Source organism: Streptomyces sp. NPDC005262 (assembly GCF_042872425.1).
GTDB lineage: Bacteria > Actinomycetota > Actinomycetes > Streptomycetales > Streptomycetaceae > Streptomyces.
Genome location: NZ_JBIAKK010000020.1, coordinates 61,003 through 75,836 on the forward strand (window position 1 = coordinate 61,003; position 14,834 = coordinate 75,836).

Annotated in this window: 13 protein-coding genes and 2 pseudogenes; 12 read left to right on the top strand and 3 right to left on the bottom strand. The window is 69.2% G+C overall.

The window, feature by feature from the left end; all coding sequences use genetic code 11:
- The first annotated feature begins 316 nt into the window (after window positions 1-316).
- The 9 genes and pseudogenes from ACFYP5_RS33880 to ACFYP5_RS33920 all read left to right on the top strand — a co-directional run bounded on the left by ACFYP5_RS33880 (window position 317) and on the right by ACFYP5_RS33920 (window position 9,010).
- Window positions 317-805, top strand: a complete 489-nt coding sequence (locus ACFYP5_RS33880; RefSeq protein WP_389042948.1) for a GNAT family N-acetyltransferase — start codon at window positions 317-319, stop codon at window positions 803-805.
- 468 nt (window positions 806-1,273) lie between these two features.
- Window positions 1,274-2,065, top strand: a pseudogene (locus ACFYP5_RS33885) (IS5 family transposase).
- A 214-nt stretch (window positions 2,066-2,279) separates the two neighbouring features.
- A complete protein-coding gene (locus tag ACFYP5_RS33890) occupies window positions 2,280-2,495 on the top strand; it encodes a hypothetical protein (protein ID WP_389042949.1) in 216 nt (71 codons plus the stop codon).
- A 298-nt stretch (window positions 2,496-2,793) separates the two neighbouring features.
- Window positions 2,794-3,166: pseudogene (locus ACFYP5_RS33895) on the top strand (hypothetical protein); the annotation flags it as partial.
- A 272-nt stretch (window positions 3,167-3,438) separates the two neighbouring features.
- Window positions 3,439-4,863, top strand: a complete 1,425-nt coding sequence (locus ACFYP5_RS33900) for an extracellular solute-binding protein (RefSeq protein ID WP_389042951.1) — start codon at window positions 3,439-3,441, stop codon at window positions 4,861-4,863.
- Between the two features lie 87 nt (window positions 4,864-4,950).
- On the top strand, window positions 4,951-5,910 hold the full coding sequence (locus ACFYP5_RS33905; protein WP_389042953.1) for a carbohydrate ABC transporter permease: 960 nt from the start codon (window positions 4,951-4,953) through the stop codon (window positions 5,908-5,910).
- A gap of 13 nt (window positions 5,911-5,923) precedes the next feature.
- Window positions 5,924-6,874 (top strand): carbohydrate ABC transporter permease, encoded by a 951-nt coding sequence (locus ACFYP5_RS33910; protein WP_389042955.1) that lies wholly within the window; start codon window positions 5,924-5,926, stop codon window positions 6,872-6,874.
- A 115-nt stretch (window positions 6,875-6,989) separates the two neighbouring features.
- Entirely contained in the window at window positions 6,990-8,612 is a 1,623-nt protein-coding gene (locus ACFYP5_RS33915; protein ID WP_389042957.1) for a glycoside hydrolase family 13 protein, read from the top strand.
- An 80-nt stretch (window positions 8,613-8,692) separates the two neighbouring features.
- Window positions 8,693-9,010: a cupin gene (locus ACFYP5_RS33920; protein WP_389042959.1), complete on the top strand. Its 318-nt coding sequence runs from the start codon at window positions 8,693-8,695 to the stop codon at window positions 9,008-9,010.
- A gap of 67 nt (window positions 9,011-9,077) precedes the next feature.
- Here ACFYP5_RS33920 and ACFYP5_RS33925 read toward each other — a convergent pair whose 3' ends face one another.
- Window positions 9,078-10,325, bottom strand: a complete 1,248-nt coding sequence (locus ACFYP5_RS33925; protein WP_389042960.1) for an MFS transporter — start codon at window positions 10,323-10,325, stop codon at window positions 9,078-9,080.
- Window positions 10,326-10,405: 80 nt separating this feature from the next.
- On the opposite strand from ACFYP5_RS33925, the gene ACFYP5_RS33930 reads away from it, so the two are divergent.
- On the top strand, window positions 10,406-11,299 hold the full coding sequence (locus tag ACFYP5_RS33930) for a LysR family transcriptional regulator (protein ID WP_389042962.1): 894 nt from the start codon (window positions 10,406-10,408) through the stop codon (window positions 11,297-11,299).
- Window positions 11,300-11,306: 7 nt separating this feature from the next.
- On the opposite strand, the gene ACFYP5_RS33935 is transcribed toward ACFYP5_RS33930, so the two are convergent.
- Both ACFYP5_RS33935 and ACFYP5_RS33940 read right to left on the bottom strand, forming a co-directional pair.
- Entirely contained in the window at window positions 11,307-12,608 is a 1,302-nt protein-coding gene (locus ACFYP5_RS33935; protein WP_389042964.1) for an RNA polymerase sigma factor, read from the bottom strand.
- A complete protein-coding gene (locus tag ACFYP5_RS33940) occupies window positions 12,608-12,964 on the bottom strand; it encodes a YciI family protein (RefSeq protein ID WP_389042966.1) in 357 nt (118 codons plus the stop codon). The genes ACFYP5_RS33935 and ACFYP5_RS33940 overlap by 1 nt, the downstream gene beginning before the upstream one ends.
- Before the next feature lie 198 nt (window positions 12,965-13,162).
- Here ACFYP5_RS33940 and ACFYP5_RS33945 point away from each other — a divergent pair, with 198 nt between their 5' ends.
- Together ACFYP5_RS33945 and ACFYP5_RS33950 are read left to right on the top strand one after the other, a co-directional pair.
- The gene (locus ACFYP5_RS33945) at window positions 13,163-13,789 is read left to right on the top strand and encodes a GNAT family N-acetyltransferase (RefSeq protein ID WP_389042967.1); all 627 of its coding nucleotides are present in this window, start codon (window positions 13,163-13,165) and stop codon (window positions 13,787-13,789) included.
- Window positions 13,790-13,948: 159 nt separating this feature from the next.
- Window positions 13,949-14,830, top strand: coding sequence for an ABC transporter substrate-binding protein (locus tag ACFYP5_RS33950; RefSeq protein ID WP_389042968.1), 882 nt, complete (start codon window positions 13,949-13,951; stop codon window positions 14,828-14,830).
- Window positions 14,831-14,834: the final 4 nt, after the last annotated feature.

The following is a 14,834-nucleotide window of genomic DNA, read 5'->3' on the forward strand; positions in this document are numbered from 1 at the left end:
GCGGCCCAGATGCCCGTCAGCGGGGCCCGATGGGGGCCGTATGGGGGCCGGAAGGACGGAGAAACCCCGTGAATGATCAACGTGTCCCGAGTACGTTCATGTGTGCTGACCTGCTGAAACGGCGCATCCGGGGACGGTCAGGGAAGGACAGGGGCGCGCTCTGGCGAGGTGAGGAAGCGTCAGCGGCGTGAAGCGCTGCCCTGATTCTAATTGTGTGGCGGTCCGCAGAGTCTCCGGCATAGGTTCGTCCGCGATGTGAGCAGCTCACCGCGCACGGGGAGGCGCGAGGGGCTCCGCCTGGACACGGAGAGACGACATGGCACCGAACGCGCCCGATCCGGCCGACCGCCCACTGCTGCGGAAGGCCGCAGCCCAGGACGCGGAGCCCCTCACCCGGCTCTTTCTCGCCTCGCGCGCCCGCACCATGCCGTATCTCCCGAAGTTGCACAACGACGCGGACACCCTCGCCTGGATGACCCACGTGGTCCTGCCCGGGACCACGGTGTGGGTCGCCGAGACCGAGACCGGGACGGGCGACGTGCTCGGGTTCGCCTCCGTGGACGGAACCGAGCTCGAACACCTCTATCTGCGCCCCGATGTGCGACGCCGGGGTATCGGTTCGCTGCTTCTGGCGAAGGCCCGCGAGAGCTCTCCCGTTGAGCTCACCCTGCATGTCTTCCAGCGCAACACCGATGCCCGGGCGTTCTACGAGCGCCACGGATTCACCGCCGTCGACTTCAACGACGGCAGCCGCAACGAGGAGAAGGAACCGGACGTCCTCTACCGGTGGACGGCGCGGGGCTGACTGCATCCGCGTGCCGACGAGTCGAGTTGCCCGGCTGATCACGCCCAAGGGGAAGCGGATCCCGGACAAGGACGGTGTGGGCGGGTCCTGCGGCGCCGACGACAGCCAGGACGGGGAAACGAGCCTCAGCAACTACGGCTCGCGCGTGCCGATGTACGTCCCGGGGGCGCGTTCGCCCGGCTACCTCCTCTGCACCGCCGGTCTCTCACGCCGACCGGCTGAATCGGAACAACGGGCGGGGTCCGCATCTGCGGGCCCGTTTCGTGCTGCGTCGCGTGCGATCGTGCGGCCCCCGTGAGCAGGTACCTTGCGCGACCTTGCACGGTCACGCAATTTGATTGCGCAATTTGCGGATCACTTGCAGAGCGGGCCGGTGTGCCCGTAAAAGCCTTAGAGCTCGTAACAGGATCTTGCTGAAGTGGCCTGGTCGGCCGTGACCGGTGTGACGATTCGACCGTTCGGGAGTGTGTGAGTACTCGCCGGTGGATCGTGGACGACGGCTTGTGGTTGCTGATCGAGCCGTTGCTGCCGCCTTGGCCGGAGCGGTCACCGGGGCCGCGGCCGGTGCCGGACCGGCTGTGCCTGCAGGGATCCTGTATGGGCTCTGCAACGACCTCGCCTGGCAACTGCTCCCGCTGGAGCTGGGGTTCGGCTCCGGACAGATGTGCTGGAGGCGACCGGAGCGGTGGCAGAAGGCCGGCGTCTTCGACCAGCTCCACCGCATCCTGCTCGCCGAGCTCAATGCAGCCGGCCAGCTCGACTGGTCCCGGGCCTGCGTGGATGGCTCCCACATCCGCGCGAAAAAGGGGGCGCCGACACCGGTCCGTCGCCGGTCGACCGGCGGAAGACGGGCAGCAAACACCACCTGATCTGCGACGGACGCGGCACTCCACTCAAGGTCATCACCACTGCAGCGAACGTCAACGACGTCACCCAGACCCTCGCCCTGGTCGACGGCATCCCGCCCGTCGCGGGCAGGCCCGGCCGGCCCCGCCGACGCCCAGAAGCCCTGCTCGGCGACAAGGGCTACGACTCGAACCCGAACCGCGATGAGCTGCGCAAACGCCGGATCCTGCCCGTCATCTCCCGCAAGGGCTGCCCGAACATCAAAGACATGGGCCAGCTCCGCTACGTCTCGAGCAGACCTTCGCCCTGCTCCACCAGTTCAAACGACTCGCCGTCCGCTGGGAACGCCGCACCGAACTCCACGACGCCTTCGTCTCCCTCGCCTGCAGCCTCATCTGCTGGCGCCGGCTCTAAGGATTGTCGTACTGGTGATACCTGCGTACGTGAATGCGAGCACGGCCCTCAAGGCCTCTCCGGCGGGTTGCGGCGCCGGCCATCCGTCCCTGCGTCGCCGGTGGCCCACTCTCGGCAGGTGTCACTCGGATGGAGTAACCAAACGCGCCACCCACATGGGTGAAGATCAAGCTGAGTAGTGCCCCAACCGAGGCAATCGTGAAAGGGAAACCACATGCGCATTCGACGAACTCTCGCCGCCGTCATCGCCACGGCAGCCCTCGCCGGACTCGGCCTCACAGGTGCCGCCACCGCCACGGCCGCCACCCACAACGCCACCGCCGCCGCCCACACCGAGAGCCTCACCCCGGGTGAGTGCGTGGACGGCGGCGGAAAGGTGGTCGGGATGAAGTGCGTCGGCGGTACGGGCAACGGGCAGATGGTCGACTAACGCCCACTGGGCGCCCCGCAGCCACGCGCCGCGGGGCGCTCCCGCGCGAGCATGCTGCAACATCACGTTTACACCGAGATACGTACGCCACTAAGCGCCGAAGTTGACGCCGCGCGCTGATCCACCAGGGATTACGGGGCAGCCCTTAGGCAGCTCCAACGAGGTGACCATCAGCTTCCCGGTCACCCGGACCTGCTTCGTGCGTGTGAACATCACCCGGTCGCGGGGCTGAACGCGTCACCCTGGCCGCGACCATGTGCAACAGCGGAGCGGTCGCTGCGCCGGCGAGCAAGCTCTTCTGATCGACGCCAGGGGCGCCACGGTGAAGACCCTCACAGGCGCGCACAGCGGAGCCATCGCCGCCGGTGAACCTGGGCAGTTGGACGGCCGCGAACGCCTCGTACACCGTGAAGGTCGACCTCGCCGACGACGCCGATGAGCTCCCGGTGAAGCGGGGGAACAACACCAGCACCGAGTCGCTCTTCGTCGGCCGCGGGGCCGACATGCCGTACGACACGTACGAGCCCGAGGGCGGTGTCACGGGCGGCGGAGCCCACGTCGTCGGCCCGAACATGACTGTCGGTGCCATCGCGGGCGAGGCGTCGGGCCGCAAGGCAGTCACCCTCGACAACACAGGCGACCATGTCGAGTTCACCACCAGAGCAACAACGTGCAGGACGTGAGGAACACGAGCTCCGCCTTCCGCATCGACATCAACCCGTAGCACGGAACCACAGGTCAGGGGCCCCGTCCGGGACGCCGGGCGGGCGGCGTCCCGGACGGCTCGAAAGCTCCGCCACGCACGTCACATGCGTAGCGCTGTCAAACTTTTACGAAATCTGCGCGAGATATTGCGCACGGATGTCAGCGGTGGTTGAGTGTGCCGCGCCCCGGCAGAGAGCCGGCCGAGGGACTTCCACGCCCATGCCCGAAGGGACCATCGATGAGAAGTGCTGGGTTCCGCAGTCATCGCCGTACACGCCGCACCTCCGCGGCCGCCCTCGTCACCGCACTCGCCCTGACCGCTCTCGCCTCTTGCGGGACGAGCAGCAGCAGCGACAACAACAACGGCGGCGGCTCCGGCGGCTCGTCCGACCCGTCAGCTCCGCTCGACCCGAAGGCGAAGGTGACCCTCTCGATCGACTGCATGCCGCCGGCCGCGAAGGCCGCGGAACTGCGGGAGTGGAACGAGGACATCAAGACGTTCAACAAGAAGTACCCGAACGTCAAGATCAACGGAAAGTCCACCCCGGGCCAGTGCCTGGAGCCGCCGCGCTTCACCGCCATGCTCAAGGCGAAGTCGCAGCCCGATGTCTTCTACGCGTACTTCACCGACCTCGAACAGGTACTGGACAACGACGGGGCGACGGACATCTCCGCGTACGTCACCGACAAGTCGGTCCCGGCTCTGAAGGACATCCAGCCGCAAGTCCTTGACGTGGCCCGCAAGGACGGCAAGCTCTACGCCCTGCCGACCAGCAACTACACCATGGGCCTGATGATCAACCGGAAGCTCTTCACCCAGGCCGGCCTCGACCCGGACACGCCGCCGGCCACCTGGGAAGAGGTCCGGGCCGCCGCCAAGAAGATCGCGGCCCTCGGCAAGGGCATCGCGGGCTACGGCGAGTACAGCGCGGCCAACACGGGCGGCTGGCACTTCACCGCCGCCCAGTACTCCCTCGGCGGGGACGTGGTCGACTCCACCGGTAAGAAGGCCGCCTTCAACGACGACACGGGCAAGCAGGTTCTCCAGCAGCTGCACGACATGCGGTGGGAGGACAACAGCATGGGCCAGACCCAGCTGCTGAAGTGGGGCGATCTGCAGAAGCAGATAGCCAGCGACAAGCTCGGTATGTTCCTCGCCGCGCCCGACGACATCACGTACATGGTCCAGCAGCTCGGCGCCAAGTACGAGAACTTCGGCATGGGCCCCATCCCCGGCGCCAAGGGAACGCTCTTCGGCGGCAACAACTACATGATCAAGCAGGGCAGTTCGCCCGACCAGATCAAGGCCGCCATCGCCTGGCTCAACTTCAAGAACCTCACCCAGGGCAAGGGCCAGTTCGACTGGGCGCGCACCAAGGCCGACCAGCTGCCCGTCGGACTGCCGCAGCCGAACTTCTTCCTGGGCGGCACCAAGACAAAGGACGACGCACAGCGGGTCGCCAACGCCACGATGCCGGTCGAGAACTTCAAGGCTTTCATGGACAACCCGGTTACCGGCAAGGCCGAGCCGCCGAAGGCCCAGGAGATCTACAAGATCCTCGACAACGCCATGTCCGGCGTCCTGACCAACAAGAACGCAAACATCGAAAAGCTGCTCTCCGACGCCGAGAAGCAGGTCGACCAGGTGCTGGCGAACCAGTGACGGACGCGCGGGGCCGGGGCACGCGAACCCGGCCCCGCCCCCGGCCGTCGATCCGCGTCTGAAGTACACCGGCACCGAGGAGACACCATGTCGGCCCCCACCCTGTCCACCAGCAAGGCGACCAGGCCACGCCACGGACACCCGGGCCCCGCCCGCCCGAACTCTGCCCGTGAGGAGTTCGTACGAGCCGTGCGCCGCAACATCTCGGCGCACGGCTTCCTGATCGGGGCGGTGCTCTGCTTCTCGTTCTTCTCCTGGTATCCGATGGTCCGGGAATTCATCCTGGCCTTCCAGAAGAACGAGAACGGAAAGACCACCTGGGCCGGCTGGTCCAATCTCAGTTACGTCGTCAACGACCCGGCCTTCTGGCAGGCCTGGCGCAACACCCTGCTCTTCACCTGCCTGGCCCTGCTGCTGGGCTTCCTGGTCCCGTTCGTCGTCGCCGTCGTACTCAACGAATTCCGGCACGGCCAGGGCTACCTGAGGCTGCTGGTCTATCTGCCGGTGATGCTGCCACCCGTCGCCTCGGTCCTGCTCTTCAAGTACTTCTACGACCCCGGCTACGGACTCTTCAACCGCATCCTGGAGGTCTTCCACCTCCCCGCCCAGCAGTGGCTGCAGTCCACGGACACCGCGATGCTCTCCGTGGTCATCGCGGCCACCTGGATGAACATGGGCGGGGCCACGCTGATCTACCTCGCCGCACTCCAGTCGATCCCTGGCGAACTGTACGAAGCGGCCGAACTCGACGGCGCGGGACTGCTGCGCAGGGTCTGGCACGTCACCGTCCCGCAGACCCGGCTCATCCTCTCGCTGCTTCTGCTGATGCAGATCATCGCGACGATGCAGGTCTTCACCGAGCCGTTCCTCCTCACCAACGGTGCGGGCCCCGAAGGTTCCACCACGACCGTCGTCTACCTCATCTACCAGTACGCCTTCAACTTCAACAACTACGGCAGTGCGGCGGCCCTCGGACTCGTCCTGCTCGTCGTCCTCGCGGGCTTCTCCGCGGTGTACGTACGACTCAGCCGCAGCAGCGAAGACTAGGAAGGGCCCGACCATGGCATCGAACGCCTTCGTCTCCCGACGGCGCGTCTCCGGACAGCGCAGGGCCGAACGGCGCGCCGCCGACCTGGGCCGCCAGCGGACCCTGATCTCGCCGGCCCAGCTCGCCCGGCCCCGTGGCAGGACCGTCTACTGGATCGTGTTCGCAGTGGTGATCGCCCTGTTCACCGTGGCCTTCCTCGGGCCGCTCTACTGGATGGTCACCGGCGGACTCAAGACCACCCAGGAAGTCGTGCAGAGCCCGCCGACCGCCTTCCCCACGTCGGTCCACACGGAGAACTACTCCCGGGCGTGGACGGTGATGGACCTGTCCCGGCTCCTCTTCAACACCCTCTACTACGCGTTCGGCGCGCTCGCCTTCCAGCTGCTCTTCGACGTCGCCGCCGCCTACTCGCTCTCCAAGCTGCGGCCCGTCTTCGGCAAAGTCATCCTCGGCATGATGCTGGCCACGCTGATGATCCCGGCCACCGTCCTCGTCGTACCCCAGTACCTCACCGTCCTCGACGTGCCGATCGTGCAGCGCAATCTGCTCAACTCGCCCTGGGCGATCTGGCTTCCGTCCGTCACCAACGCCTTCAACATCTTTCTGCTGAAGCGGTTCTTCGACTCGATCCCGCGTGAACTCCTCGACGCCGCCGCGATCGACGGTGCCTCGCCCCTGCGTACCCTGCGCTCCGTGGTCCTGCCGATCTCCCGGCCGATCCTCGGCGTCGTCTCCATCTTCGCGATCGTCGGCGTCTGGAAGGACTTCCTCTGGCCGATGCTCACCCTGCCCGACCCCGGCAAACAGACCCTGAACGTGGGCATCTACTCGCTGGCCAGCGGCGTCCCCGAGAACGTCCTCATCGCGGCACTCACCATCGCGTCCATCCCGACGCTGCTCATCTTCCTGCTCTTCCAGCGCAACATCATGAGCGGACTCACCGCGGGCGGCCTCAAGGGTTAGCGCCACCCACCGCAGCAGCCTTCTCCTCCTCAGCGCTCCGCCGCCGGCCCTCCTATCCAGCGCCCCGCTGTCCGGGGCCGACGGCGGAGTCCCACCTGCCCGAAAGGAACGCCACGTGGCAGCCAACCCCCCGTCCGAGGCCACCGTGAACTGGTGGCGCGACGCCGCCATCTACCAGATCTATGTACGCAGCTTCGCCGACGGCGACGGTGACGGCACCGGCGATCTCGCGGGGGTACGGGCCAAGCTGCCCTATCTCGTCGAACTGGGCGTGGACGCACTCTGGTTCACCCCCTGGTATCTGTCGCCGCTCGCCGACGGCGGATACGACGTGGCCGACTACCGCACCATCGACCCCGCCTTCGGTACCCTCGCCGAGGCCGAGAAGCTGATCGCCGAGGCCCGTGAACTGGGCATCCGTACCATCATCGACATCGTGCCCAATCACGTCTCCGATCAGCACGTCTGGTTCCGGGCCGCCCTCGCGGCCGGCCCCGGCAGCCCCGAACGGGAGCTCTTCCACTTCCGGCCCGGACGCGGCGCGGACGGCGAGATCCCGCCCAACGACTGGGTGTCCGAATTCGGCGGCACGCCCTGGACCCGGCTCGACGACGGCGAGTGGTATCTGCACCTGTTCGCCACGCAGCAACCCGACCTCAACTGGGCGCACCCGGCGGTCCGTCAGGAGCACGAGGACGTCCTGCGCTTCTGGTTCGAGCGAGGTGTGGAGGGTGTACGGATCGACTCGGCGGCCCTGCCCGTCAAGGACCCCGCACTGCCCGACTTCGTCGAGGGCCGTGACCCCCACCCCTACATCGACCGGGACGAACTGCACGACATCTACCGTTCCTGGCGCGCCATCGCCGACGAGTACGGGGCCATCTTCGTCGGTGAGGTCTGGCTCCCGGACGCCGAACGCTTCGCCCGCTATCTGCGCCCCGACGAGCTGCACACCGCCTTCAACTTCAACTTCCTGGCCTGCCCCTGGGACGCCGGACGGCTGCGCTCCGCCATCGACGACACGCTCGCCGAGCACGCCGCGGTCGGTGCCCCCGCCACCTGGGTCCTGTGCAACCACGATGTGACCCGCACCGTCACCCGTTACGGACGTGAGGACACCGGCTTCGACTTCGCGGCGAAGACCTTCGGCACCCCGACGGATCTCGTACTCGGCACCCGGCGGGCGCGCGCCGCTGCGCTGCTCTCGCTGGCCCTGCCGGGCGCGGCCTACCTCTACCAGGGCGAGGAGCTGGGTCTTCCGGAAGCGGAGATCCCCCGCGGCCGGATCCAGGACCCGATGCACTTCCGCTCCGGCGGGACCGACCCGGGGCGCGACGGCTGCCGGGTGCCGCTGCCCTGGTCGGCTCAGGCGCCGTACGCCGGTTTCGGATCCACCGTCGAGCCCTGGCTGCCACAACCCGCGGACTGGTCGACGTACGCCGCCGATCTGCAGCGCGGCGATCCGGACTCGATGCTCAGCCTGTACCGCGCGGCGCTCCGGCTGCGCCGCACCGCGCCCGGCTTGGGCAGCTCGGGTACACCGGGGGAGCACCTTGTGTGGTTGCCGACCGCGCCCGGGGTGCTTGCCTTCACCCGCGACGACCGGCTGATCTGCATCGTCAATCTGACCGAGGAGCCCGTCGAACTGCCCAGCCACACCGAGGTCCTGCTCATCAGCGGCCCGCCGGCCGACGGAGGGAGACTCCCGCAGGACACCGCGGCCTGGCTGCGGATCTGATCCGGGGCGTGTGCCCGCGGGCCGACACGCGGGTCCGCGGGCGGATCGCGGCGGACTCGGGGCTGCGGCAGAGTGGGCACATGGATGATCTCAACGCCCTCGCCGACGAGCATCTGGCCGTCGCGCGTACGTCCCCGCACGGCCGCAGCGCCCACCTGCTGCTGCGACAGGAGCCGCTGCGGCAGACGGTCATCGCGCTCACCGCGGGCTCTGCCCTCGACGAGCACAACGCGCCGCCCGCGGCCTCGCTCCAGGTGCTGCGCGGGGCCGTCCGCCTCACCGCGGCCTCCGGCGACGTGGAACTGACCACGGGAGGACTGCAGCCCATCCCGCACGAACGGCACGGGCTGCTGGCGCTGGAGGACGCGGTGGTCCTGCTGACCGCGGTCAACGACTGATTCCTGCCACCGCTCGGGGATACGGCGGTACCACGGCGCGCCCGGCGCGGGACCGTCCGTGACGGTGTCACCGCGTCCGTACGCGCACCCGCTCCCACACCCACAGCACGAGGCTGCCCGCGGCGAGGGAACCGCCCAGGACACATACGCCGGTCCAGCCGGTGTGCGACCAGACCACCGAGGCGAGTGCGGCCCCGGCCGCCCCGCCCAGGAAGAACAGGGTCATGAAGCCGGAGTTGATCCGGTTGCGGGCCTCGGGGCGGAGTGCGTAGATCACGTACTGACTGCTGTTCAGCCCCGCCTGCTGGGCCACGTTCAGGGAGATCACGCCGACGGCGAGCCACAGCGGAGAGGACTCGCCCGCCAGTAGCAGTGGCCAGGAGAGCGTGAGCAGGGCGGCCGACACCCCGGAGACCAGCTGGACTCGGCCGCGGTCACCGAGCCTCGCCGCGACGTTCATACCCACCACGCCGATGACGCCGAGCAGACCGAAGAGCCCGATCGCGGCCGCGTTCCAGCCGAAGGGCGGCCGGGCCAACAGGAAGGTCAGCGCGGTGAGCTGCACGCTGTACGAGGCCATCGAGAACGCCGCGACGGCTGACCGCATGCACAGCAGGGGCTCCTCGCCCAGCAGCGAGAGCGTGGAGCGCAGCAGTCCGCCGTAGGACATCGGGCTGGTGGCGCCCGCCCTGGACAGCCGGGGCAGGTTGCGGTGCAGAAGCACGGCCATGACGGCCATGAGCATGGCGTTCATCCAGTAGGCGGTGCGCCAGCCGCCGAGTTCCGAAAGGGCGCCGGAGGCCAGTCGGCCGACCAGTCCGCCGAGCAGGACACCGGACATGACGACGCCGACGATCCTGCCGCGTTCGGCCGGAGCCGCGAGGGTCGCCGCGAACGGCACCACGATCTGGGCGCCGACGGACGCCAGAGCGGTGAGAGCCGTCCCCGCTATCAGCAGGGGGCCACTGGGGGCCGCTGCCGTCAGCAGCAGGAAGAGCGCGGTGAGACCGAAGAGGCCCACGGCGAGCCGGCGGCGCTCCATGACATCTCCGAGCGGCACCAGCAGGATCAGGCCCAGTGCGTACCCGCCCTGGGCCGCGGTCACGATCAGCCCCGCTGCCGTGACACCGATGTGCAGGTCTGCCTCGATCACGTCCAGCAGGGGCTGGGCGAAGTAGTTGCCCGCGGCAGAGAGGCCGGCCGCGACGGCCATCAGGGCGACGAGTCCGCGCCCGAGCACGGGCAGCGGCTTCGGAGCGGTCGTCGGGGCGTCGGGGTGTCGCGTCCCGTGGTGTGTGCGTGCGGAAAATGCCATGTCCCACAGCCTCGGGGTGCGGCCACTGATGAGTCCAACACATGTTTTTCATTCGATCGATCGTGGTTCACGATGGATGGATGGAGCTTCAGCAGATGCGATACGTCGTGGCGGTGGCAGACCTGCGGAACTTCACCCGCGCGGCGAAGAAATGCCTGGTCGTCCAGTCCGCGCTGAGTCATCAGATCGCGCGTCTGGAGAAGGAGCTGGGGGCCCGGCTGTTCGACCGCACGAGCCGCCATGTCCGGCTCACCGCAGCAGGTGAGGCGTTCCTGCCCGCGGCCCGCCAGGCCCTGGACGCGGCGGAACGGGCTCGCGCCGAGGTGGCGGCAGCGGCGGGGGAAGTCAGCGGGCGCCTCGCCATCGGGGCGATCCCGACGCTCTGCGCGGTCGACATCCCGGTCGCGCTGCGGGAGTTCCACCTCCGCCATCCGAAGGTCCGTATCGACCTCAAGGAGGGGCCGAGCAAGGATCTGGTCCAGGAAGTGCAGGACGGCACGCTCGATGTGGCCTTCCTGGGCGTGCTGCCGAGCTATCGGCCGAAGGGCGTGAGCGATCACGAACTCGCCCGGGGCGAGCTCGCCGCCGTGGTCGCTCCCACCCACCCACTGGCGCGTGAGGCCGAAGTGGGTCTGGAGCGGCTGGCGGCGGAGACGTTCGTCGACTACCCCGAAGGCACCGCGGCCCGCGCCCAGTCGGAGGAGGCGTTCGAGGCGTCGGGGCTCACCCGCGTGGTGGCCTTCGAAGTCAGCGGGACCGACTTCATCGTCCGGCTCGTGCGCAGCGGACTGGTCGTCGCGCTGCTGCCTGCCGCGTTCGCGGCCGAACTGGCAGGAGTCACCGTGCTGCCGGTGCGCGATGCCCCGGCCCGCACGGAACGCCTGGTCTGGAGCAGGTTCCGCCCCACCCCCGCGGCCGCCGCGTTCCTGACCGGGCTCGGTATCGACACGGAGGCTGCCGCCGACCAGCCGTGACGATCCCTCAGGCAGGGGGCGGGACGCGGCGGCGACGCCGCAGGAACTCCCGCTCGGCGGCGTTGTCCGTCCGGGCGATCGCGGCGTCGTACGCCGATGCCGCTTCGGCGCAGCGGCCCAGTCGGCGCAGCAGATCGGCCCGTACGGCGTGGAACACGTGGTAGCGGTCGAGCCCGAGACCCTCTACGAGAACGAGCGCCGCACCCGGTCCGTCGACCTCCGCCACCGCGACGGCACGGTTGAGCGCCCCCACCGGAGTCGGCGCCTGCGCCAGCAACTGGTCGTAGAGCCGCAGGATCTGCCCCCAGTCGGTTGCGGCCGCGGTCGGCGCATCGCTGTGCACCGCGTTGATCGCCGCCTGGATCTGGTACGGGCCGGGCCGGTTGCGGCGCAGACACCGGCGTACGAGCGCCTGCCCCTCGTCGATCAGCGCACGGTCCCACCGGCCGCGGTCCTGGTCGGCCAGGGAGACCGGTACGCCGTCCGGGCCCGACCTGGCGGTGCGGCGCGCCTCGGTGAGCAGCATGAGGGCGAGCAGACCCAGCACCTCCGGTTCGTCCGGCATCAGACCCGCCAGCAGCCGGCCGAGACGGATGGCTTCCACGCAGAGATCCTCGCGTGCGAGACGGTCGCCCGAGCTCGCCGTATGCCCCTCGTTGAAGATCAGGTACACAACGGCGAGCACCGCGCCCACCCGGTCCGGAAGGTCTGCGTCGGCCGGGACCCGGTAGGGGATCCGGGCGTCACGGATCTTGCCCTTGGCGCGCACCAGTCGCTGGGCCATGGTCGGCTCCGGGACCAGGAACGCGTGCGCGAGCTCCGAGGTGGTCAGGCCGCCCAGCAGTCGCAGGGTCAGCGCGACCTGCGCGGAGGTGGAGAGTGCGGGGTGGCAGCAGGTGAAGATCAGCCGTAGCCGGTCGTCATGCACGGGACCCTCCTCGGCCGGTTCGCTGTGGACGTTCAGCTCTTGCGCGAGCGCGGCCCGGGCCTGGCGGTCGGCGCGGGACGCCTCGCGGCGCAGGCGGTCGATCGCCCGGTTGCGCGCGGTGGTGATGATCCAGCCGGCCGGGGCGGGCGGCAGCCCAGCGGACGGCCACCGCTCCAGCGCGGTGGCGAACGCCTCCTGGACGGCTTCCTCCGCGATGTCGATGTCGCCGAAGGTGCGGACGAGCACGGCGACCGCGCGGCCGTACTCCGCGCGGAAGAGGCGCTCGATGTCCGCGGTGGGTACGGCCGGTACGTCGTCGGGTGTGTCGTCCGGAGTGCGGGGCAATTCGGAGGCGCAGGGCGGCCCGGGCGAGTCGGGCATCAGCCCTCCACTTCACCCTCGAACGGCCGGACCTCGACGGGCAGAGTGATCGCCCGCGCGGCCTTGCGACCCCAGTCGAGGGCAGCGTCCAGATCGGGTGCCTTGATGATGCACAGCCCGCCGAGATACTCCTTCCCCTCGGCATACGGCCCGTCGGTGATCAGTGTGTCCCCGTCCTTCGGCCGCACCACCGTGGCGGTGCCGGGGGCGTGCAGTCCACCCGCGAACACCCACGCCCCGGCCTCCTGGAGCTCCTGGTGGAAGATGCCCACGTTCCGCATGATCCCCTCCAGCACCTCGGGGGCGGGCGGCTCGCCGTCGGCGGGCGTGATGACGCTCAGCAGGTAGTGCTTCATGGTGTGCCTCCTCGAGTACGACGTCGGCACCATGCCGGCATCTCACCCTCCATACGAACGGCTTCCGCCCGGATCGACACGGAGCACGGTCGTGTTCCCGGAAAGTTTTCCGGGGAGCACCCCGGGACGCTCGTGATCCCGAGGACGCAGCCGCACGGAGTCTTGTGGGAGCGCTCCCAGCACCGGCAGGATGGGGTGATGACCAAGCCAGCCGGCCTACGGGCCTACCACCCCGACGACCGTGAGGCCCTCGCGGACATCTGTGTCCGGACGGCCGACAACGGCGGCGACTCCCGGGACCTGTATCCGGACCTCGACCTGATGCCCTCGATCTTCGCCGCCCCCTATGCGTACCTCGAACCCGATCTGACGTTCGTGGTCGACGACGGCACGGGCCGGGCGGTCGGCTACATCCTGGGGACCGCGGACACGCCGCAGTTCGTCGCCGCCCTCCGCAAGCAGTGGCTGCCGCTGGTCGAGGACCGCTTCCCGAAACTCGACGGCGCGCCGCGGACCCCCAGCGAGGAGATGATCGCCCTCCTGCACAACCCGGAACGGATGATCGTCCCCGAAGTGGCCGCCCACCCCGCCCACCTGCACATCGATCTGCTGCCCGCATGGCAGCGGAAGGGGTACGGCAGAGCGCTGATGCGGACGTTCCTGGCCGCGCTGAACGCCAAGGGTGTGGAAGCCGTGCATCTCTCCATGGTCACGGCGAACACTCCGGCCAGGGCCTTCTACGACCGCCTGGGCTTCGAGAAGATCGACGTACCGGACCCCGGACCGATCACCTACCTGGGGCGCAGCACCGCAGCGGACCTGTGAGGCGCAGCGCGCACACCGGCTGACCCCGTCGGTTCCACCCATGGCGGACGAGGCTCCGGGAACTCCGCTTGGCAGGGGTGTCGCGCCGAAGAGCTGGGCAGGTACTGGTGCACGAGCCCGGAACAGGGGCGAGGCAGCCGGTACAGAGGGGTGTGGGGCGTGACGGAGCAGACCGTGTGGCAGTTCTCCGACGACCGTGGGCAGCTGTCGGCAGCCGAGCGGCGGCCGTCGAAGGTGCTCGCCTATGTCCAGGCCGGCGCCACCCTGTGGGACCACGGGATACATCCGTGGGGGATCTTCGGCTCGGGCCACGACGGCGACGAGCCCGACCGTGCGAAGACCGGCTCCCTGCCGCTGACCGAGGTCGAGTACCTCGGTGCGGGCGGCGTCCTCGACGTGGACACTCTGTTACGGGGCGGGCCGGACCTCGTGGTGGCCGTCAGTTACGGGGGAGGGCATGTCTACGGGCTCGCTCCCGAGACCGCCAAGCACCTGGAGGAGCACGTTCCGGTCGTTGTCGTCGACGTGGGACAGGCACGCACCCTCACCGACATCGGCAACCGGTTCGCCGAGCTGGCCCGCTCGCTCGGCGCCGAGGAGACACCGACGGCGACGCAGGACCTGGCTGCCGCCCGGGACCGGCTGCGCACCCTCACCGCCGGTCCGTCCCGGCCCCGGGTGCTGGCCCTGTCACCGGCCGGGCAGGACCAGGCGCATCTCGCCCGTCCCCGTATGTGGCCGGAGTTGCGCGCGCTGACGGAGCTGGGCGTCGACGTACTCGAACCGCCGGCCGGGCCCGGTGCCAACTGGTCAACGGTCGGCTGGCCGGAGGTGACGGCCCTGCGGCCCGGGATCCTGCTCACCGACATCCGGTCCAACGCCACACCTCTGGACCGGCTCCGTTCGGACGCGACCCGGTCGGCGCTGGAGCCGGCGGCCCCGGTGGTGCCGTGGAATCCGGAACCGATCTGCAGTCCCCAGGCGCATGCTCGGTTCCTGACGCTGGTGGCGGACGCTGTCGAGGCGGCGCAGGCCCGTTAGCGCG